The following is a 20,211-nucleotide window of genomic DNA, read 5'->3' as shown; positions in this document are numbered from 1 at the left end:
GTTTACCTCGTTATTTCTGATTAAGGCTGCCAGAGAGAATGCAGAACACTCCCATCAGGTCAGCATGACGGATAGTCACTTCCGTCTTTTCGTTCACTTTCGGCTTAGCATGATAGGCAATGCCAAGCCCGGCGGCTTTGATCATCGGCAGGTCGTTCGCGCCATCGCCGATGGCGACAGTCTGGACGTGCGGAATTTCATATTTTTCCGCCAGACGGGTCAGGGTGTTGGCTTTGTACTGAGCATCCACGATATCGCCGATCACCTGGCCGGTCAGCTTGCCATCCATGATCTCCAGCTCGTTGGCCACAACGGTGGTCAGATGCAGTTTTTCCCGCAAATAATCCGCGAAGAAGGTGAAGCCACCGGAGGCGATCGCGACTTTCCAGCCTAACGACTGCAGCTTCAGTACCAGCTGCGTCAGCCCTGGCATCAGCGGCAGCACGTCGCGTACCTGACGCAGAATGTTGGCATCGGCCCCTTTCAGGGTCGCCACGCGCTGTCTCAGGCTGGCGGTGAAGTCCAGTTCTCCGCGCATCGCACGCTCGGTGACTTCTGCCACCAGATCGCCGCTGCCTGCCAGTTTCGCAATCTCGTCAATACACTCGATCTGAATGGCGGTAGAGTCCATATCCATCACCAGCAGGCCCGGCGTTTTCAGGTGAGGAATTTTACCCAGCGGGGCAACATCCAGCCCGGCGTCATGCGCCAGGCGTGTCGCACGTTGCGTCAGGGAGCCTGCCAGACGAATGACCTGATAATCCTCGACACACCAGGCGGCGACAATGACCATCGCGGCACCCAGTTTGGTTTGATATTGGGTAAGGCGTTGCTTATCCAGGCCGCGTCCGTACAGCAGCCAGCCGCTACGGCCAGCGTGGTAATCCAGAGGCATCACCTCATCGCCACTAAGAGAGAGCGGCAATCCTGGCCATAAAGAGACATCCGTTGGCAGGTCACACCAGGTAATGTTCGGCATTAAAGCTCCTGTAATTTCGTTCGCGCCGGAAGGTTCCAGAGGGAAAATAACGCATGAGGCTACCTTGTAACCATCACTTCTGGCAACATTAAGCCCTAAATTTTCAGCAGGTGGAATATGGCTCGCGCAAAACTGAAATTCCGGCTTCATCGCGCCGTGATTGTCCTTTTCTGTCTCGCACTCCTCGTGGTGCTGATGCAGGGGGCGTCGTGGTTTAGCCAGAATCATCAACGGCAACGTAACCCACAGTTTGAAGAGCTGGCCCGCACGCTGGCGCGTCAGGTGACACTCAACGTCGCACCCTATATGCGTACCGAGACGCCGGACGATAAACGAATCGGTCAGGTCTTACGTCAGCTCACTGAAAACAGTCGTATTCTGGATGCGGGCGTTTATGACGAGCAAGGTGACCTGATTGCCCGCGCAGGCGAACATGTCGACGTGCGCGACAGGCTGGCGCTGGACGGCAAAAAAGCCGGAGGCTATTTCAACCAGCAGATTGTCGAACCTGTCCAGGGCAAAAATGGCCCACTGGGGTATCTGCGTATGACGCTCGACACCCACACCCTGCCAACCGAAGCTAAACAGGTGGATAACACCACCAATATTCTCCGCCTGATGCTGCTGCTCTCTCTGGCAATTGGCGTCGTGCTGGCGCGCACGCTGCTTCAGGGCAAACGCACCCGCTGGCAACAGTCGCCGTTCCTGCTGACCGCAAGCAAGTCTATCCCCGAAGAGGAAGAGAGCGAGAAGAAAGATTAATGATAAAGTAGGCGGACGACCCGGAAAAGGAACTCTGCCATGACGACGTTACGCCTGCTTATCTCTGACTCTTACGATCCCTGGTTTAATCTCGCGGTAGAAGAGTGCATCTTCCGCCAGATGCCCGCCACCCAACGTGTACTGTTTCTCTGGCGCAACGCGGATACGGTGGTCATCGGTCGTGCGCAAAACCCGTGGAAAGAGTGCAATACGCGGCGTATGGAAGAGGACAACGTCCGCCTGGCGCGCAGAAGCAGCGGCGGCGGCGCGGTGTTTCACGATCTGGGCAATACCTGCTTTACCTTTATGGCGGGCAAACCGGAGTACGACAAAACCATCTCAACATCCATCGTCCTGAACGCCCTCAATGCGCTCGGCGTGACGGCAGAGGCCTCCGGGCGTAACGACCTGGTGGTGAAAACCGCTGAAGGCGACCGGAAAGTCTCGGGTTCGGCTTACCGCGAAACGATGGATCGCGGGTTCCACCACGGTACCCTTCTTCTGAACGCCGATCTCAGCCGTCTGGCGAACTATCTGAACCCGGACAAGAAAAAGCTGCAGGCCAAAGGGATCACTTCCGTTCGCGGCCGCGTGGCGAATCTGGTGGAACTGCTGCCGGGGATTACTCACGAGCAGATTTGTAATGCGATTCGTGACGCTTTCTTTGAACATTACGGCGAGCGCGTGGAAGCAGAAGTGATCTCCCCTGACAAAACCCCGGATCTGCCCAACTTTGCCGAGACGTTTGCCCGTCAGAGCAGCTGGGAGTGGAACTTCGGTCAGGCTCCTGCATTTTCTCACCTGCTGGATGAGCGTTTTACCTGGGGCGGAGTGGAGTTACACTTTGACGTGGAGAAAGGCCATATCACCCGCACGCAGGTGTTTACCGATAGCCTGAATCCGGCACCGCTGGAAGCACTTGCGGCACGTGTACAGGGCTGTTTGTATCGGGCGGATATGCTGCAACAGGAATGCGAGGTGTTGATCGAGGATTTCCCGGAGCAGGAAAATGAGCTGCGGGAGCTGTCAGCGTGGATTGCGCAGGCCGTGCGCTAGGTGCGGTCTGGTACCCTAACCCCGCCCCTCTCCCAACGGGAGAGGGGCGGAAGAGACAGAATTACTCTTTATCGCCCAGCAGAACGGATTCCAGCGCGATTTTGATCATGTCGTTGAAGGTGGTCTGACGCTCGGCAGCGGTGGTCTGCTCGTGGGTACGGATATGGTCAGACACGGTGCAGATGGTCAGCGCTTTCGCACCAAACTCAGCCGCCACACCGTAGATGCCCGCAGCTTCCATTTCCACACCCAGGATGCCGTATTTTTCCATCACGTCGAACATCTCGCCGCCGTCTGGCGCATAGAACAGGTCAGCAGAGAAGAGGTTACCTACGCGAGCGTCAACGCCCAGCGCTTTTGCTGCGTCAACGGCGTTACGCACCATGCCAAAGTCTGCAATCGCAGCAAAGTCATGATCTTTGAAACGCATGCGGTTGACTTTGGAATCGGTGCAGGCACCCATACCAATGACCACATCACGCAGTTGAACGTCCATGCGCACAGCGCCGCAGGAGCCCACACGGATGATTTTCTTCACGCCGAAATCGGTGATCAGCTCTTTGGTGTAGATGGAGCAGGATGGGATACCCATACCGTGGCCCATAACGGAGATTTTGCGGCCTTTGTAAGTCCCGGTGAAGCCCAGCATGCCGCGAACGTTGTTCACTTCACGCACGTCTTCGAGGAAAGTTTCTGCAATGTGCTTCGCGCGCAGCGGGTCACCCGGCATCAATACGACGTCAGCGAAATCACCCATTTCTGCGTTAATGTGAGGAGTTGCCATCTTCAGTTCCTTTTAAATTGTTTATTCTTTTCACCCTCTCCCTGCGGGAGAGGGTTGGGTGCGGGCATCAGACCGCACCCAACATGATTCAGAACATGGCCTTGCCATATTCCATGTCGGACGTACCAAAGTATTTCGCCAGGGTCTGGCCGATATCCGCGAAGCTTTCACGGTGACCAAGGGAGCCTGGTTTCACTTTCGGGCCGTACACCAGCACAGGAATGTGCTCACGGGTGTGATCGGTACCGGTCCAGGTTGGGTCACAGCCGTGGTCCGCAGTCAGGATCAGAATGTCATCTTCACCCACCAGCTCCATCAGCTCCGGCAGGCGGCGGTCGAACAACTCCAGGCCCGCTGCATAACCGGCAACATCACGACGGTGGCCCCAGGAAGAGTCGAAGTCGACGAAGTTGGTGAAAACAATGGTCTTGTCACCCGCCTCTTTCATCTCTTTGATGGTGGCATCAAACAGCGCGTCCAGGCCGGTGGCTTTCACTTTCTTGGTGATGCCGCAGTTGGCGTAGATATCCGCAATTTTACCCACGGACACCACGTGACCGTCTTTCTCTTCAACCAACTTCTGCAGCACGGTTGGTGCCGGTGGCTCAACGGCCAGATCGTGACGGTTACCGGTACGCTGGAAGTTACCCGCTTTGTCGCCGATAAACGGACGTGCGATAACGCGACCAATGTTGTATCCACCTTCGGTCAGCTCTTCACGGGCGATTTCGCACAGCTCGTAAAGTTTATCCAGGCCGTAGGTTTCTTCGTGACAGGCAATCTGGAACACGGAGTCAGCAGAGGTATAGAAAATCGGTTTGCCGGTTTTCATGTGCTCTTCACCGAGCTCATCCAGGATCACGGTACCGGAAGAGTGGCAGTTACCGAGGTAGCCCGGCAGGTTTGCGCGCTTAACCAGCTTGTCCAGCAGTTCCTGCGGGAAGCTGTTCTGATGATCGGAGAAGTAGCCCCAGTCGAACAGAACCGGCACACCGGCGATTTCCCAGTGTCCAGACGGGGTGTCTTTACCGGAAGAAAGCTCGTGAGCCCATGCGTAGGCACCCACCACTTCCGCGTTGCCGTCCATACCTGCTGCAATTTTACCGGTAGAACCTTCATGCGCTTTCACCAGACCCAGGCGGGTCAGGTTGGGTAGAGTCAGAGGGCCTTTACGACCTTTATCCGCTTCGCCTTTGGCACAGGCTTCCGCGATGTGACCCATGGTATCGGAACCCACGTCACCAAAACGTTCTGCATCTTCGGTTGCGCCGATGCCGAATGAGTCCAGCACCATAATAAATGCACGTTTCATAATTGTTCTCCGTACGTAGTGCTTAAAAATGATTGATCAGATCAGTATACCGCTATTCAGTGATACGACGATAGACCGTTGGTGTGCTTTCCGGTGCTTTATCGTCGAGTGTAATGGCCGCTTTAACCGCTTTCGCCGCTTCCTGCCAGCTGGCTTCATCTTTGGCGTGGATCACCGCCAGCGGACGTTGTCCGTCGACGCTGTCGCCCAATCGGGCCATATCGGTAAAGCCGACGCTGTAATCAATCATGTCCGATGCCTGGCGACGACCGCCGCCCATTGAGACAACCGCCATGCCGAGTGCACGGGTATCCATGGCTGAGACAAAGCCTTCGCTATCGGCATAAACCGCTTTACTGAGCGTCGCCGTTGGCAGGTATTTCGCGTAGTTTTCCACGAAATCGGTTGGACCTTTCTGCGCCGCCACCATGCGGCCAAAGATCTCCGCTGCTTTGCCGTTATCCAGCACCGCCTGCAGTTTCGCGCGCGCGTCTGCATCATCTTTGGCAAGCTTGCCGGAGATTAACATCTCAACGCACAGTGCCATGGTGACGTCGAACAGACGCGGGTTGCGGTATTCACCGGTCAGGAATTGTACGGCTTCACGCACTTCAACCGCATTACCTGCACTGGAGGCCAGAACCTGGTTCATGTCGGTGAGCAGTGCAGTGGTGCGCACGCCGGCACCGTTGGAGACGCCAACGATCGCTTCGGCAAGCTGGGCAGAAAGTTCATAGGTTGGCATAAACGCGCCGCTACCTACTTTTACGTCCATCACCAGCGCGTCCAGCCCTTCGGCCAGTTTCTTCGCCAGAATAGAGGCGGTGATCAGCGGGATGGAGTCAACGGTCGCGGTGATATCGCGGGTGGCATAGAAACGCTTATCTGCCGGAGCAAGAGAGCTGGTCTGGCCGATAATCGCCACACCAACGTCTTTAATAATGTCGCGGAAGCGGTTGTCATCCGGGAAGATATCGAAGCCCGGAATGGCTTCCAGTTTGTCGAGCGTACCACCGGTATGGCCGAGGCCGCGCCCGGAGATCATCGGGATGTAACCCCCACAGGCCGCCACCATTGGGCCGAGCATCAGGGAAGTCACATCACCTACGCCACCTGTGGAGTGCTTGTCCACAATCGGGCCGTTAAGGTTCAGGCTCTTCCAGTCCAGAACGGTTCCTGAATCTCGCATCGCCATCGTCAGCGAGACCCGCTCAGGCATCGACATATCGTGGAAGAAAATGGTCATCGCCAGCGCAGCGATCTGCCCTTCAGAGACGGTGTTATCACGAATGCCGTTGATAAAGAAGCGGATCTCTTCGTCGCTTAATGCATGACCATCACGTTTTTTACGAATAATTTCTTGTGCGAGAAACACGGTAACCTCCCGAAATAAGCCGGGATCGCTTCGCGTCACCCGGCAATTCAAACCTTAGTAGCTGCTTGCGCTCTTACCATCGCCGTGACCCAGCGCTTTCAGCAGGCTGGCCAGCAGGCTAGATGCGCCAAAGCGATAGTGACGGGAATCTGCCCATTCAGCGCCGAACAGTTCATCCGCGATGGCCAGGAACTGTTGCGCATCTTCCGCGGTACGTACGCCGCCCGCAGGTTTAAAACCAACCGTTTTGGACACGCCCATATCGCGGATCACTTCCATCATGATGCGTGCGCTTTCCGGGGTGGCGTTAACCGGCACTTTACCCGTAGAGGTTTTGATGAAATCAGCACCCGCTTTGATGGAGATTTCAGATGCTTTACGAATCAGGGCTTCTTCTTTCAGCTCACCGGTTTCGATGATCACTTTCAGCAGTACGTTTGCCGCAGCACACGCATCTTTACAGGCTTTCACCAGGTCAAAACCGACCTGCTCGTTACCCGCGATCAACGCACGGTATGGGAATACCACGTCAACTTCATCTGCACCGTAAGCAATAGCTGCGCGAGTTTCTGCCAGCGCAATCTCGATATCGTCGTTGCCGTGCGGGAAGTTAGTCACGGTTGCAATACGCACGTCCGGCGTGCCCTGCTCTTTCAGCGTTTTACGGGCAATCGGGATAAAGCGCGGGTAGATACAGATAGCAGCGGTGTTACCGACGGGCGTTTTCGCCTGATGGCACAGGGCGATGACTTTTTCATTGGTGTCGTCATCGTTCAGGGTGGTCAGGTCCATCAGTTTCAACGCGCGCAGGCTGCTTGCAGTTAAATCGGTCATAACATTCTCCAACGGCAGTGCCGTATAAATTTTACCTTGCGGGTCTGTGAGTATTCTAACATTCACCCGCATCCACACTTCGACATTCATCACAGTTAATGAAAACTACGTACAAATTTGCATTACTATAATGAGATCTTCTTCAAATTTTATCGTGCTAATTGCTGACGAAAGCAGCAATACCCCCTGTCGGATCAAAAGCCCCAACAGATGTGCTTCCTACAATCCGTTCATCATCCGCAGAATAAACAAGGAAGCGATCATGTCCCACTCCAGCCCCGACGCCCTGCAACAACGTTGCCAGCACATTGTGACAAGCCCGGTGTTAACCCCGGAACAAAAACGTCATTTCCTGGCGCTGGAAGCGGAAAACAACCTGCCTTATCCGGAACTCCCTCAGGCAGCGCGCGCCGCGCTGGACGAGGGGTTTATCTGCGACATGTTCGAAGGCCATGCGCCTTACAAACCCCGCTATGTTCTGCCGGATTACGCAAAATTTTTGTCCAACGGCTCAGAATGGCTGGAGCTGGAAGGCGCGAAAGACCTGGATGACGCTCTTTCACTACTCACCATTCTTTACCACCATGTGCCATCCGTAACATCCATGCCTGTCTATCTGGGCCATCTCGATGTGTTACTGCAACCGTATGTTAGAATTATAACACAAGAAGAGGTTGATAGCCGAATAAAACGTTTCTGGCGCTATCTCGACCGAACGCTGCCGGATGCATTTATGCACGCTAACATCGGGCCTGCTGACGGCCCCATCACCCGTGCCATTCTACGTACCGATGCAGAGCTGAAGCAGGTCGCACCGAACCTCACCTTTATCTACGATCCAGATATTACCCCGGACGATTTGCTGCTTGAGGTGGCAAAAAACATCTGTGAGTGCAGCAAACCACATATTTCTAACGGCCCGGTAAATGATAAAATTTTCACAAAAGGCCGTTACGGCGTGGTGAGTTGTTACAACTCCCTGCCGCTTGCGGGCGGTGGCAGCACCCTGGTACGCCTTAACCTCAAAGCCATTGCTGAACGCAGCACTTCCATTGAAGACTTCTTCACCCGCACGCTCCCGCATTACTGCCGGCAGCAAATTGCTATCATCGATTCACGCTGCGATTTCCTGTACGAGCAATCTGGCTTCTTTGAGAATAGCTTCCTGGTAAAAGAGGGACTGATTGATGCCGATCGGTTTGTGCCGATGTTTGGGATGTACGGTCTGGCAGAAGCGGTGAACATACTTTGCGAAAAGGAAAGTATTGCGGGGCGCTACGGTAAAGACGAGCAGGCCAACGCGCTGGGCTACCGCATCAGCGGGCAGCTTGCGGCATTTGTGGAAAACACGCCGGTGAAACACGGCTGGAAGCACCGCGCGATGCTCCACGCGCAGTCGGGGATCAGCTCTGACTCCGGCACCACGCCGGGGGCGCGCCTGCCCTATGGGGATGAACCGGATCCGATCAACCATCTGCTGGCCGTAGCGCCGCATCATAAATACTACCACTCAGGGATCAGCGATATTTTGACCCTGGATGAGACGGTAAAACGCAACCCGCAGGCGGTGGTTCAGCTATGTCTTGGTGCGTTCAGAGCCGGTATGCGTGAATTCACCGCGAACGTAGCCGGTAACGATCTGGTACGCGTGACCGGGTATATGGTGCGCTTGTCAGATCTTGAAAAATACCGTGAAGCCGGATCGCGTACTAATACCACGTGGCTTGGAGAAGAAGCCGCGCGTAACACCCGCATCCTCGAACGTCAGCCGCGCGTGATTAGCCATGAACAGCAGATGCGCTTTAGTTAGTCAGGTTATCCCTTTCTCCTGCGTGGACGGGCCGGGCAGCCGCCTGGCTCTTTTCCTGCAGGGATGTAACCTGCGTTGTAAAACCTGCCACAACCCGTGGACGATCGGCCGCTGCAACGACTGCGGTGACTGCGTGCCCCACTGTCCGCACGACGCGCTGACCATTCATGCCGGGCGCGTCTGGTGGCAGGAGAGTGACTGCCAGCAGTGCGACACCTGCCTCCGCCAGTGCCAGCAGCAGGCAACGCCCATGGCGCATCGCTTTAGCGTGGAGGAGATCCTCGCGCAAATCCGCAGAGCTGCACCCTTTATTGAGGGTATTACGGTGAGTGGCGGTGAGGCTACCACGCAACTTCCTTTTCTGATCGCGCTTTTCACGGCGATCAAAACGGATCCCACGCTGAATCATCTAAGCTGCCTGGTGGACAGCAATGGCCTGTTAAGTGAAACCGGCTGGCAGAAACTCCTGCCGGTGCTGGATGGCGCGATGCTGGATCTAAAAGCATGGGGAAATGAGCATCACCGTTTCCTGACCGGACGCGAAAACCCACAGATTAAACAAAGCATTCGCTGGCTGGCCGATCGTCACCGTTTGACGGAACTGCGCTTACTGGTCATCCCGGATCGGTGCGATTATCTGGAACAGATCAAACCGCTGACGACATTTATCCACGGGCTTGGAAACGTCCCGGTGCGAATCAACGCGTTTCATGCGCAGGGGGTTTATGGCGAAGCGGCGTCATGGCGCAGCGCTACACCGGAAGACGTTGAGCCGCTGGCGCTCGCGCTGGAAAAACAGAAGATAACGGTGATTCGTCCGGCGCTTTACCTATAGCGTAATGCCAAATACCGAACGGGTATTCTCAAGCAGCGCATCGGCAATCACCTCTTCAGGCTCCTTTCGCAGTTCACACAGGGTGGTAAACACACGCGCCGCCTGTTCCGGGCGATTCGGCTGGCCCTGAAAACCATTCAGCGGCATATCCGGCGCGTCGGTTTCCAGCAGAAGCGCCGACAGCGGCAGCTGTGCCATTACGTCCCGGGTTTTACTGGCGCGCGGATAAGTGATGGTGCCACCCACGCCAATTTTATAGCCCAGTTCGGTAAAACGCTGCGCCTGCTGCAGGCTGCCGGAGAAACCGTGTACGACACCTCTCCGTGGTAGGTCGATGCGTTTCAGGTGCATCGCCAGCTTATCGTGCGTGCGTCTTGAGTGGAGGATCACGGGCAGATCGTAACGCTTGGCCAGCCTGAGCTGCGCATCAAGGATCGTCTGCTGGCGCTCAAACTGCGGATCTTCACGGTAAAGATCGAGGCCGATCTCACCGATGGCGACAAGTTTGTCTCCTGCGGTCTGCAGTACCTCATCAAGCCTCTCAATATGCTCATCAAGATGTCGCTCAATGACAATCGGATGGAGGCCGAGCGCGGCATAGAGCGCGGGATGTCGTGTGGCAAGCTCCAACACACGGGAAAAGTAAGCAGCTTCGACTGACGGCACAATGATGGCCTGAACGCCTGCTTCGGCAGCTTTCGCAATACTTTGCTCTTCATCCCCCGTAAACGGTGGAAAATCAAAGTGGCAGTGGGTATCGACAAAGCAGTGCGTCACGCCAGATCCTCGTTATCCAATAGAGCGTCATTCGCCTGCGGAATATCCACCAGCGGCATCGTCAGAGCATCGTTAGCGACAATCGCAGGCGGCATAATAATACGTTTATGCCGATGTAGCGGTGGTTGCTCCGCCAGCATTTTCCCCACTGTCGCCAGGAAGTAACGGCCGCACAGCCGGCCCGTTTTATAATCTGCACGCAACGCCGGGACGCGGCTGCCCAGCGCCATACTGACCAGCGGCTTAGGTGGATAGATTTCAAAAATACGCAGTTTTCCCGGCGGTTTTTCAATGAAACGCTGCATCGCGCCGTAGGTGGTTTCATGCTGTTTAGCGATGTTCACCAGCGGTTGCAGGCTGCTGTCGCCTAACCAGCGCTCCATGCGTTTAAACCACTGCGGGGTGTAGTACATTTGCGACGGTACGGTACGGATCACCACAATAGTTTTCGCTCCGCGCCGGGCAGCTTCCTGCACTGGCACTGCGTCACTGATCCCCCCATCCAGATAACTGATGCCATCCAGCTGCGCACCGGTACGATAAAAACCGGGAATGGCACTCGAGGCACGAATGATATCCAGCCAGTTCTCCTTCTGCGGAGAGAAATACCCCGGTGAATAATCATCTCCCCGGCTGGCACACATCCAGAATTCTTTCCCGCCATCAAACAGGCGCGCTGCAGTGTCCATAGCCAGCGGCATCTGGCTGGAGGTGGATTCCAGCAGCCAGTCGAGATCGATCAGATTGCCGCCACGCACAAAGCGTACCGGATTAAAAAATTCTTTCGCCGTGGTATAGCGCATAATCACTTTTCGCGCATAACCCGGCTGGTTACAGACATAGGCAGACAGATTCTGTGCCCCGGCAGAGGTGCCGAAGTAAAGGTCAAACGGGTTGAACTGCGCGCGCATGAATTCATCCAGCACGCCTGCAGTGAAAATGCCACGCTGCCCACCCCCCTCACAGACCAGCGCGAGCTGGCCTGCACGAAACGGCTTTAACGTTAGCGGCGCGATATTGCCGAGCGTAACGGGAATTCGTTGCCCCACCTCTGCCTTCCTGTTCTGATTATTCTTTAACAACACAGTAACGCACACGACCTGCAACGCAAATAAGAAAAAGCCAGTCGCAGTGACTGGCTTTTTTTTGTTGAAGGAATATTGCGTTTGCTACGGACGTCGACGTCCGGTAAACAGGCTGACCAGGAACAGAATAATACCGACGACAAAGACAACTTTTGCTGCCCATGCCGCAGTACCCGCCAGTCCACCAAAGCCCAATGCGGCGGCAATTAACGCGATAACCAGAAATATAATGCCCCAACGAAACATAAGCCTCTCCTTTACCATAGTTAATGTCGGCCGCTAAACGTGAGCGCTCAGGTCACTCACCGGCGTTTTCCAGAGTCGTTCTTATTTTCGCCCGCTGGTTTTAGCCAGACGGGCGAATGATCCAGAATTACTTCGTTTTCAGATCGTTTTTAACGCTTTTCACGCCATCAATCGCTTTGGCGATGGACTCGGCACGTTCACTTTGCGCCTGCGAATCTACCGTACCGGAGAGCTGAACCACGCCATCGGTGGTTTCCACCTTCACCTTACGGGACGGCACGATGTCATCTGCTAAAAGTTTAGCTTTGATTTCGCTAGTGGTGGCTGCATCACCGGCATAACCTTTCACCGACGCGTTTTTGCTGTCACGTACGTGCAGCTTATCGCTGACGGACGCAACGCCTTCGACGCCTTTCGCCACTTTCACCGCCTGTTCGGCCTGAGCCTGGCTTTCAACAAAGCCACTCAGCGTGACCACTTTCTTGTCGGTCTTAACGGATATATCGGTGCTCTTAATGGCTTCATCATCCACCAGTGCGGCTTTCACTTTTGCTGTGATTGAGCTGTCATCCATGAAATTGCCGACTTTATTCATAGAGCTATCGATTTTTTGCCCTGCGGTATCGGCCGTGGACTGTGCTTTATCCATGGTGCTGCTTTCCGCCAGAGCGGAACCGCTCACCAGAACGCTGCCCAGGGTTACAGCCAGCAGAGTTTTCGAAATCTTCAGTCTTGTCATATTCATCGATCTATTCCTGTGTTTACCCGTTATTCGGGCTACATACTTCCTTAGTAGTCTTATATATTGCGAATAAACACACGGGCAAAATGGATAACCTAAAGTCATGCATTGAACAGTTAATTTATCCACGCCCGGCGTTAAACACTGAGTTAAATATAGATCACTCTCACAGAGCCGCTTTCAGAATTGGGTAAAAAACGCGCGAATAGCGAGAAATTGCGTTGAATTAAGAACATTCCGCAAGGGATTAATAAGACAGGAATTAAAGAAAAGCACGGCGGCAGCCGTGCTCTGAGAGGGGATTAGTGTTCGCGGGTTTTGCGGAACTGAACATCAGGATAGCGTTCCTGAGTCAGGTTCAGGTTAACCATGGTTGGGGCGATGTACGTCAGGTTATCGCCACCATCGAGCGCCAGCTGAATTTCGTTCTTACGCTTAAATTCTTCGAATTTCTTCACGTCAGAACACTCAACCCAGCGCGCGGTCGCCACGTTCACCGATTCGTAAATCGCTTCCACGTTGTATTCGCTCTTAAGACGAGCCACCACTACGTCAAACTGCAACACACCCACCGCGCCAACGATCAGATCGTTGTTTGCGATTGGGCGGAACACCTGTACCGCGCCCTCTTCAGAAAGCTGTACCAGGCCTTTCAGCAGCTGTTTCTGCTTCAGCGGATCGCGCAGACGAATACGGCGGAACAGCTCCGGTGCGAAGTTCGGAATTCCGGTGAACTTCATCATTTCGCCCTGGGTGAAGGTATCACCGATCTGGATGGTGCCATGGTTGTGGAGACCGATGATGTCGCCCGGGTACGCCTCTTCAACGTGCGAACGGTCGCCCGCCATAAAGGTCAGCGCGTCGGAAATTACCACGTCTTTACCGATACGCACCTGGCGCAGTTTCATGCCCTTTTCATATTTACCGGACACTACGCGCATAAAGGCCACGCGGTCGCGGTGTTTCGGGTCCATGTTGGCCTGAATTTTAAATACGAAACCGGTGAACTTCTCTTCCTGCGCTTCCACTTCACGGGTGTCGGTTTTACGTGGCATCGGCTGCGGCGCCCACTCCACCAGACCGTCAAGCATGTGGTCAACGCCGAAGTTACCCAGCGCGGTACCAAAGAATACCGGCGTGATTTCACCGCTCAGGAACAGCTCTTTGTCGAACTCATGAGACGCGCCTTTCACCAGCTCCAGCTCGTCGCGCAGCTGTGCGGCCAACTCTTCACCTACCGCCGTATCCAGATCCGGGTTATCCAGACCTTTCACGATGCGCACTTCCTGGATAGTGTGGCCTTTACCGGTCTGATACAGGTAAGTTTCGTCTTTATAAAGGTGGTAAACACCTTTGAACAACTTGCCACAGCCGATTGGCCAGGTGATTGGTGCACAGGCGATTTTCAGCTCGTTTTCCACTTCATCCATCAGCTCCATCGGATCACGGATGTCACGGTCGAGTTTGTTCATGAAGGTGAGGATCGGCGTATCGCGCAGACGGGTCACTTCCATCAGCTTACGGGTCCTGTCTTCTACACCTTTTGCGGCGTCGATCACCATCAGACAGCAGTCAACCGCCGTCAGCGTACGGTAGGTATCTTCGGAGAAGTCTTCGTGCCCCGGGGTGTCCAGCAGGTTCACCAGGCAGTTGTGATACGGGAACTGCATCACGGAGGTGGTAATCGAAATACCACGCTGCTTTTCCATCTCCATCCAGTCGGATTTCGCATGCTGGCTGGAACCACGGCCTTTAACCGTACCGGCAGTCTGAATCGCCTGTCCGAACAGCAGCACCTTTTCGGTGATGGTCGTTTTACCGGCATCCGGGTGCGAGATAATGGCAAAAGTGCGGCGCTTGGCCACCTCTTGCAGATAAGGAGACAACGTCATAATCAAATCTTCTTATATAAGCGCGGCAGCACGCCGTGCATCATGGAATACGAAAAATGCGGCTATTTTACCCATCAATGGGGGGCAGGCAATCATTGTTTACACAGGAGTTGCTCCAGTTCGTTCAACGACGTCACGGTCCAGTTCGGTTCGATACTTTCAGGCTTCACGCGACCGTGCGCATTCAGCCAGACGGTCGATAAGCCCGAGTTCATGCCACCCAGAATATCCGACTCAGCGGTGTCCCCTACCATCAGTACCCGTTCACGGTCAGGATTACCTGCCTGCGCCAGCGCGTAATCAAAAATACGCGGATCGGGTTTTGGTACGCCCACTTCTTCTGAAATCACCAGCGCATCGAAATGATCGCGCAGGCCGGTACGTTCAAGACGGATTTGCTGTAATGCGGTAAACCCGTTGGTAATGATGCCCAGTTTCGCCTTGCCTTTCAGAGAATCAAGCAGGGAAACCGCACCCGGCAGCGGCGCGCAGATATCGGCCATCGCATTCAGGAAGGCATCGTTCAGCGTTCCCGGACTCACCTTTAAACGTTCCGCCCAGACGTCAAAACGCTGATGCTGAAGTTGTAACGCGGTGATGGCACCGTTCTGGTAATCCACCCACAGCGGTTTATTCACCGCCTGATAGTCCTGAAAATCCTCTGCGGTGAAGGTTACGCTATAGTCGAGAAACATCCGCTGTAGACCACCGAACGCGTCGAACGTAAACAGCGTTTCGTCGGCATCAAAGAAAATCCAGTCCCATTTCATCGTTACAACCTTATTTTCGTTATCCAATCGGCAGAGCCATTATGATGGCGTCTTCACGTCCCTCTGCGGTGGGGTAATAGTTACGGCGGATTGTCGCCTCATTAAAGCCTAAGCTTTCATAGAGCGCGATGGCGGCGACGTTCGATGCGCGCACTTCCAGCCACAGGGTGAAAACGTCACGGGTTTCGAGCTCACGGATGAGGTGCTCAAGCAGTTCTCTTCCCAGCCCACGACGCTGAAACGCAGGATCAACCGCGATATTAAACAGCGTCGCTTCATCAAGAACAACCTGCGTAATCGCGAAGGCGGCCATGGTGCCGTCAACGTCCAGGCGGTAATTCAGATACCGCTCGCCCTGATTGCTGGCGAAGGTTTTTTCGCTCCACGGAAACGCGTGGGCGCGTGTTTCAATCGCAAACGCTGTGGTCAGGTCAGGCGTCGTGAGGGAAGAAATCGTGTTCATATTCGCAGATTTGTTGCCATAGCGCGCTGCGCGCTTTTGGGTTGGCTTTCAGTTCGTCCAGCGCTGGCGTGCAGATCTGGCTCCCCTGTAGGGGGATTTCGTTTGTCTCTCCGATACGCCAGCTGTTACAGCGGCTATCAGGAGGAAGCATCGCGACCCGTTCTGGCGTCAGCTGTAAAACCTGGTCGGCCGTCAGCTTCAGGCTGCGAAGGACATCACCGATCAGGGGTTCGTTCAGGGCAGGCAGTTCTTCCGCCACCATCACCAGGCGAACGTGCGCCGGGATGGAGATGGCGATTTCGCCCTGCAACGCCGTCGGGCGACGCAAAGCCCACTGGGTGATGCCCAGTTGCTGCAACTGCCAGTCTCGTCGGGATGTCATAGGGAAAACTCCTGTCTCTCAGGCGCGCAAATATAGCAAATGTGTCGAAAGTGCGCCATCTACCTACTATAATCCCCGCCTGAGTTTATTGAGGAACAATTCATGTCTGCATTTACCCCGGCAAGTGAAGTCTTGCTGCGTCACAGTGATGATTTCGAAGAAAGCCGTATTCTGTTTGCCGGAGATATGCAGGATGACCTGCCCGCACGTTTCGAATGTGCTGAAAGCCGTGCCCACACCCAATATTATCACCACTGGCAGGTCCTGAGCCGCCAGATGGGCGAGCGCGCGCGCTTTAGCCTGGTGGCGGAGCAGAGCGATATCGCCGACTGCGATACGCTGATTTACTACTGGCCGAAGAATAAACCGGAAGCCCAGTTCCAGCTGATGAACCTGCTCTCCCTGCTGCCGGTCGGCTGCGATATTTTTGTGGTGGGTGAGAACCGCAGCGGCGTGCGTAGCGCTGAACAGATGTTGGAAGGCTACGCGCCGCTGAATAAAGTCGACAGCGCTCGCCGCTGTGGTCTGTACCATGGCCGTCTGGAAAAACAGACTTCGTTTGATGCACAAGCTTACTGGGACGAGTACCAGCTTGACGGTCTGACCATCAAAACCCTGCCGGGCGTGTTCAGCCGTGACGCGCTGGATACGGGTAGCAAACTGCTGCTCTCCACCCTGACGCCGCACACCAAAGGCAAAGTGCTGGACGTGGGCTGTGGCGCGGGGGTACTTTCAACAGTTCTTGCCAGCCATTCGCCAAAAGTGCGTTTAACCCTGTGTGATGTGAGCGCGCCAGCGGTAGAAGCCAGTCGCGCAACGCTTGCCGCAAACGGAATCGAAGGCGAAGTGATTGCCAGTAACGTCTTCTCCGACATTACGGGTCGTTTCGACATGATTATCTCCAACCCGCCGTTCCATGATGGCATGGAGACCAGCCTTGAAGCCGCGCAAACGCTGATCCGTGGCGCAGTTCGTCACCTTAACAGCGGTGGAGAGCTGCGCATCGTGGCTAACGCCTTCTTGGCGTACCCGAAAGTGCTGGACGAAACCTTCGGCTTCCATGAAGTGATCGCTCAGACCGGTCGCTTTAAGGTTTACCGCACCGTGATGACGCGTCAGGCCAAAAAATAATCTCTAATCCTGTAGGCCGGAGAAGCGCAAGCGCTATCCGGCTCCACATGGCATCACCATCGGCCATTTTTCCAGCAATCAAGGTGTCGCGCGCACTTTTCTGTTGACGTAAAGCTGAAAACATCTAGAATGCGCCTCCGTGGTTACGATACTTTTACAGTATCGATGGTATGCGAAGGTGGCGGAATTGGTAGACGCGCTAGCTTCAGGTGTTAGTGTCCTTACGGATGTGGGGGTTCGAGTCCCCCCCCTCGCACCATAAATCACGTTGATATTGCTCGCACTGGGCGAAGGTGGCGGAATTGGTAGACGCGCTAGCTTCAGGTGTTAGTGTCCTTAGGATGTGGGGGTTCGAGTCCCCCCCCTCGCACCAACGAGGCGATATCAAAAATAGTAAGATGACTGTGCGAAGGTGGCGGAATTGGTAGACGCGCTAGCTTCAGGTGTTAGTGTCCTTACGGATGTGGGGGTTCGAGTCCCCCCCCTCGCACCAATTATCTTACAGCCCTTCTGAAATTCTTCTTTTTTCTGTTATTTCAAACTCATCAGTATCACCAGAATTCCACTAACCAGTGCAACGCACGATGGCAGTAGAATAAAGTGGCGTAACTGCTTATGCCATATCATTCCTGACGTGACTAATAATCCTGACACAATGATGGCTTTCCAGACATTGATGGAGAGATCGGCAAACATCAAACCGCCGAGAATCACTCCCGGCAGTAATACACCCCAACCACTTCCCAGTGCTCTGTTCAACATGACTCGCCCTCTCACAGCGATAATGATAACCAATATCATATGAAATAAATTATCATTTGTCAGCATAGCGAATCAAAAACCATCGACCTTTACCTTTCCCATAATGACAGGAATTGCCTAAGGTGATAAATTGCACACCTGTTAACTACACCTAAAGATTTTCTGATAATTATTCTTTGAGTTTTTTACTTTTTTAATTGCGACACCACACCTATTTATTTGTTTTAATTAAATTTTAATAAAAACGTACTACTATGACATCACAATCCTGGCGGTCTTTGGTTCACAGAAAATATCAATTATCGTTACGTTTATTTTTATTCCTGAACGCAACATCAGCCGTGTTCTCGGTAACAAATCCACTTAATTCTGTGCGCGTGTTCTCTTTCCCTCTGATTGCTATTTTCTCCATCAGCACTGGCCTGCTCGCCTGGCACTGGAAGAAAAGGACACGGAAGATCAATATTCCTGTTATTTCAGGGATTTTCGGTATTTTGTGGGCCTGGCAAATTGTCTCAAAATTTTCACTAATTACTCACGACCATATGACGTATTTGATAATAGCGCTATTAACGGTGCTTTTTATCGGTACGCTGGCATTTGCCAGTAATATTGTGGCATTCATACTGCACTCATTACCCACCTTTATTGTCTGCCTGTGGTTAGGTAACCACGATATATGGCTGAGAATAGCCTATTCTTTCGCACTTCCTGTGGTGGCAATTGCTATTCATAACATTTTGCAAAGACGTAACGATCGCTTTGCTCAGGAGCTGCTCTCTCGCTTACTGGAAGAACGGGAAACCCTCACCGATCTCAGCATGATGGATCCCCTTACCGGACTCTATAATCGTCGCGGCCTGCAAAGCCGTCTGGAGAACTTGCCAGCGGTTGAAAACGGCGAACACTTTGTCCTGCTGATGGATATCGACCACTTCAAGGCCTATAACGACCACTACGGCCATATGATGGGCGATCAGGCATTGAAACGCGTCTCTGCGGCAATTCGCGACGCCGTGCGTTCTCGCGATATTGTGGCGCGTTTTGGCGGGGAGGAGTTTATGGTGCTGCTGACCAATATTTCACTCGAACATGCCCGCCAGACGGCAGAGCGGATCCGTCAGAAAGTCTACGATTTGAAAATCCCGCATCTGTTCAACGAAAGCGTTGCGACAAATGTCACCATCAGCATTGGTATTGCTATTTTCGAGGATGAAGACGTGGAAGGCGCGCTGGAAAAAGCGGACAAAGCTCTCTACGAAGCCAAGCATATGGGACGCAATAATATTCTGCTTAGTGAAGGCCTTCAGTCGGCTTAAGCACGAGGTCGTTTAACCAGGACAAAAGTCTTGCCATTGGTTTGAGCAATAGTTAGGATTGGCAATCATTATCATTTAGATTTCTATCCATACTATGGCCACTCAGACCGCACACATTGCTGAACCACTCCTCTGGCGAGCCCCCCTCGCCAGCGGGAATGCTTCGCTTGCGGATGCCATACGGGATAAGATTGCGAAAACTCGTGCTCATCTGCTGGACTTTATCCGGCTTGATGAAGCGCACCCGCAGCACGCCATGACGCTTGCTGAGTGGCGGCAACCAGCCCAACTGCAATCATTGCTGGCCACCTATTCCGACCATATCTATCGTCATCAACCCACCCTTAAGCGGGAAAATAAACCCCTGCTCTCTCTCTGGGCGCAGTGGTATATCGGGCTGATGGTGCCTCCCCTCATGCTGGCGCTGTTAACGCAAAAGAGCATGCTGGAACTCTCGCCGGATAATTTCCATGTCGAGTTTCACGAAACCGGGCGTGCAGCCTGTTTCTGGATTGATCTCCACGAAGACCAGGCCGCAGAGCCACTTTCTGCTCAGGAGCGTATGGAGCAGCTTATCACTCAGGCTCTGATTCCGGTGGTTAATGCCCTTGAAGAGACGGGTGAGATTAACGGGAAACTTATCTGGAATAATACCGGGTATTTAATCCACTGGTATTTAACGGAAATGAAGCCTCTGCTTGGTGATGAGATCGTTGATGCCCTGCGTCAGTCCTGTTTCTTTGCAAAACAACTTTCTGATGGCAGTGAAAACCCGTTATTCCGTTCCGTAGTTCTCCGTGACGGACTTCTGGTTCGTCGCACCTGCTGCCAGCGCTATCGCCTGCCGGACGTTAAGCAGTGCGGAGATTGCACGCTGAAATAGTGCACTGAATTG

At 53.9% G+C, this 20,211-nt stretch carries 21 protein-coding genes and 3 tRNA genes; 10 read left to right on the top strand and 14 right to left on the bottom strand.

Annotation, left to right across the window (positions count from 1 at the left end; translation table 11 throughout):
* Positions 1–10: 10 nt before the first annotated feature.
* On the bottom strand, positions 11–979 hold the full coding sequence (serB, locus tag ACLHV9_RS03320) for a phosphoserine phosphatase (RefSeq protein WP_028016602.1): 969 nt from the start codon (positions 977–979) through the stop codon (positions 11–13).
* A gap of 117 nt (positions 980–1,096) precedes the next feature.
* On the opposite strand from serB, the gene ACLHV9_RS03315 reads away from it, so the two are divergent.
* Both ACLHV9_RS03315 and lplA read left to right on the top strand, forming a co-directional pair.
* On the top strand, positions 1,097–1,741 hold the full coding sequence (locus ACLHV9_RS03315; protein WP_028016601.1) for a YtjB family periplasmic protein: 645 nt from the start codon (positions 1,097–1,099) through the stop codon (positions 1,739–1,741).
* A gap of 39 nt (positions 1,742–1,780) precedes the next feature.
* Positions 1,781–2,797 (top strand): lipoate--protein ligase LplA, encoded by a 1,017-nt coding sequence (gene lplA, locus ACLHV9_RS03310; protein ID WP_108089534.1) that lies wholly within the window; start codon positions 1,781–1,783, stop codon positions 2,795–2,797.
* Positions 2,798–2,858: 61 nt separating this feature from the next.
* Here lplA and deoD read toward each other — a convergent pair whose 3' ends face one another.
* The 4 genes from deoD to deoC all read right to left on the bottom strand — a co-directional run bounded on the left by deoD (position 2,859) and on the right by deoC (position 7,102).
* Positions 2,859–3,581, bottom strand: coding sequence for a purine-nucleoside phosphorylase (gene deoD / locus ACLHV9_RS03305; RefSeq protein ID WP_028016599.1), 723 nt, complete (start codon positions 3,579–3,581; stop codon positions 2,859–2,861).
* Positions 3,582–3,669: 88 nt separating this feature from the next.
* Entirely contained in the window at positions 3,670–4,893 is a 1,224-nt protein-coding gene (deoB, locus tag ACLHV9_RS03300; RefSeq protein ID WP_028016598.1) for a phosphopentomutase, read from the bottom strand.
* 52 nt (positions 4,894–4,945) lie between these two features.
* Positions 4,946–6,268, bottom strand: coding sequence for a thymidine phosphorylase (gene deoA / locus ACLHV9_RS03295; RefSeq protein ID WP_049005216.1), 1,323 nt, complete (start codon positions 6,266–6,268; stop codon positions 4,946–4,948).
* Positions 6,269–6,322: 54 nt separating this feature from the next.
* Positions 6,323–7,102: a deoxyribose-phosphate aldolase gene (gene deoC, locus ACLHV9_RS03290; protein ID WP_032666764.1), complete on the bottom strand. Its 780-nt coding sequence runs from the start codon at positions 7,100–7,102 to the stop codon at positions 6,323–6,325.
* 262 nt (positions 7,103–7,364) lie between these two features.
* Here deoC and ACLHV9_RS03285 point away from each other — a divergent pair, with 262 nt between their 5' ends.
* Together ACLHV9_RS03285 and ACLHV9_RS03280 are read left to right on the top strand one after the other, a co-directional pair.
* Positions 7,365–8,912: a YjjI family glycine radical enzyme gene (locus tag ACLHV9_RS03285; protein WP_108089533.1), complete on the top strand. Its 1,548-nt coding sequence runs from the start codon at positions 7,365–7,367 to the stop codon at positions 8,910–8,912.
* On the top strand, positions 8,887–9,747 hold the full coding sequence (locus ACLHV9_RS03280) for a YjjW family glycine radical enzyme activase (RefSeq protein ID WP_108089532.1): 861 nt from the start codon (positions 8,887–8,889) through the stop codon (positions 9,745–9,747). The genes ACLHV9_RS03285 and ACLHV9_RS03280 overlap by 26 nt, the downstream gene beginning before the upstream one ends.
* Here the strand turns inward: ACLHV9_RS03280 and ACLHV9_RS03275 are convergent.
* The 8 genes from ACLHV9_RS03275 to ACLHV9_RS03240 all read right to left on the bottom strand — a co-directional run bounded on the left by ACLHV9_RS03275 (position 9,742) and on the right by ACLHV9_RS03240 (position 16,104).
* Positions 9,742–10,524 (bottom strand): TatD family hydrolase, encoded by a 783-nt coding sequence (locus tag ACLHV9_RS03275; protein ID WP_028016593.1) that lies wholly within the window; start codon positions 10,522–10,524, stop codon positions 9,742–9,744. The two genes, ACLHV9_RS03280 and ACLHV9_RS03275, sit on opposite strands and share 6 nt — an antisense overlap.
* Positions 10,521–11,573: a patatin family protein gene (locus ACLHV9_RS03270; protein ID WP_032666763.1), complete on the bottom strand. Its 1,053-nt coding sequence runs from the start codon at positions 11,571–11,573 to the stop codon at positions 10,521–10,523. Before ACLHV9_RS03270 ends, ACLHV9_RS03275 begins: the two co-directional genes overlap by 4 nt.
* Before the next feature lie 120 nt (positions 11,574–11,693).
* On the bottom strand, positions 11,694–11,855 hold the full coding sequence (locus tag ACLHV9_RS03265) for a DUF1328 domain-containing protein (RefSeq protein WP_032666762.1): 162 nt from the start codon (positions 11,853–11,855) through the stop codon (positions 11,694–11,696).
* Positions 11,856–11,982: 127 nt separating this feature from the next.
* Positions 11,983–12,600: a molecular chaperone OsmY gene (gene osmY, locus ACLHV9_RS03260; protein WP_028016591.1), complete on the bottom strand. Its 618-nt coding sequence runs from the start codon at positions 12,598–12,600 to the stop codon at positions 11,983–11,985.
* A gap of 299 nt (positions 12,601–12,899) precedes the next feature.
* A complete protein-coding gene (gene prfC, locus ACLHV9_RS03255; RefSeq protein WP_028016590.1) occupies positions 12,900–14,489 on the bottom strand; it encodes a peptide chain release factor 3 in 1,590 nt (529 codons plus the stop codon).
* 92 nt (positions 14,490–14,581) lie between these two features.
* The gene (gene yjjG, locus ACLHV9_RS03250; RefSeq protein WP_108089531.1) at positions 14,582–15,259 is read right to left on the bottom strand and encodes a pyrimidine 5'-nucleotidase; all 678 of its coding nucleotides are present in this window, start codon (positions 15,257–15,259) and stop codon (positions 14,582–14,584) included.
* A 19-nt stretch (positions 15,260–15,278) separates the two neighbouring features.
* The gene (gene rimI / locus ACLHV9_RS03245; RefSeq protein ID WP_023334424.1) at positions 15,279–15,722 is read right to left on the bottom strand and encodes a ribosomal protein S18-alanine N-acetyltransferase; all 444 of its coding nucleotides are present in this window, start codon (positions 15,720–15,722) and stop codon (positions 15,279–15,281) included.
* Positions 15,691–16,104, bottom strand: coding sequence for a DNA polymerase III subunit psi (locus ACLHV9_RS03240; protein ID WP_028016588.1), 414 nt, complete (start codon positions 16,102–16,104; stop codon positions 15,691–15,693). The genes rimI and ACLHV9_RS03240 overlap by 32 nt, the downstream gene beginning before the upstream one ends.
* Before the next feature lie 102 nt (positions 16,105–16,206).
* Here ACLHV9_RS03240 and rsmC point away from each other — a divergent pair, with 102 nt between their 5' ends.
* The 4 genes from rsmC to ACLHV9_RS03220 all read left to right on the top strand — a co-directional run bounded on the left by rsmC (position 16,207) and on the right by ACLHV9_RS03220 (position 17,728).
* Complete coding sequence (rsmC, locus tag ACLHV9_RS03235; RefSeq protein ID WP_028016587.1) at positions 16,207–17,235, top strand: 16S rRNA (guanine(1207)-N(2))-methyltransferase RsmC; 1,029 nt, start codon at positions 16,207–16,209, stop codon at positions 17,233–17,235.
* Between the two features lie 172 nt (positions 17,236–17,407).
* Positions 17,408–17,494, top strand: a tRNA-Leu gene (locus tag ACLHV9_RS03230).
* Positions 17,495–17,522: 28 nt separating this feature from the next.
* Positions 17,523–17,608: transfer RNA gene (locus tag ACLHV9_RS03225), tRNA-Leu, on the top strand.
* Between the two features lie 33 nt (positions 17,609–17,641).
* Positions 17,642–17,728, top strand: a tRNA-Leu gene (locus ACLHV9_RS03220).
* Positions 17,729–17,766: 38 nt separating this feature from the next.
* Here ACLHV9_RS03220 and ACLHV9_RS03215 read toward each other — a convergent pair.
* Positions 17,767–18,036: a DUF1435 domain-containing protein gene (locus ACLHV9_RS03215; protein WP_407221165.1), complete on the bottom strand. Its 270-nt coding sequence runs from the start codon at positions 18,034–18,036 to the stop codon at positions 17,767–17,769.
* 215 nt (positions 18,037–18,251) lie between these two features.
* Here ACLHV9_RS03215 and ACLHV9_RS03210 point away from each other — a divergent pair, with 215 nt between their 5' ends.
* Both ACLHV9_RS03210 and fhuF read left to right on the top strand, forming a co-directional pair.
* Positions 18,252–19,316 carry a GGDEF domain-containing protein gene (locus ACLHV9_RS03210; protein ID WP_028016585.1) on the top strand — a complete coding sequence of 355 codons (1,065 nt, stop codon included), beginning with the start codon at positions 18,252–18,254 and terminating at the stop codon, positions 19,314–19,316.
* A 94-nt stretch (positions 19,317–19,410) separates the two neighbouring features.
* Entirely contained in the window at positions 19,411–20,199 is a 789-nt protein-coding gene (gene fhuF, locus ACLHV9_RS03205; protein WP_108089529.1) for a siderophore-iron reductase FhuF, read from the top strand.
* Positions 20,200–20,211 lie beyond the last annotated feature (12 nt).

The organism is Enterobacter sp. CPE_E890, assembly GCF_046521475.1.
Taxonomy (GTDB): domain Bacteria; phylum Pseudomonadota; class Gammaproteobacteria; order Enterobacterales; family Enterobacteriaceae; genus Enterobacter; species Enterobacter adelaidei.
This window is presented reverse-complemented; position numbering and strand designations above follow the sequence as displayed.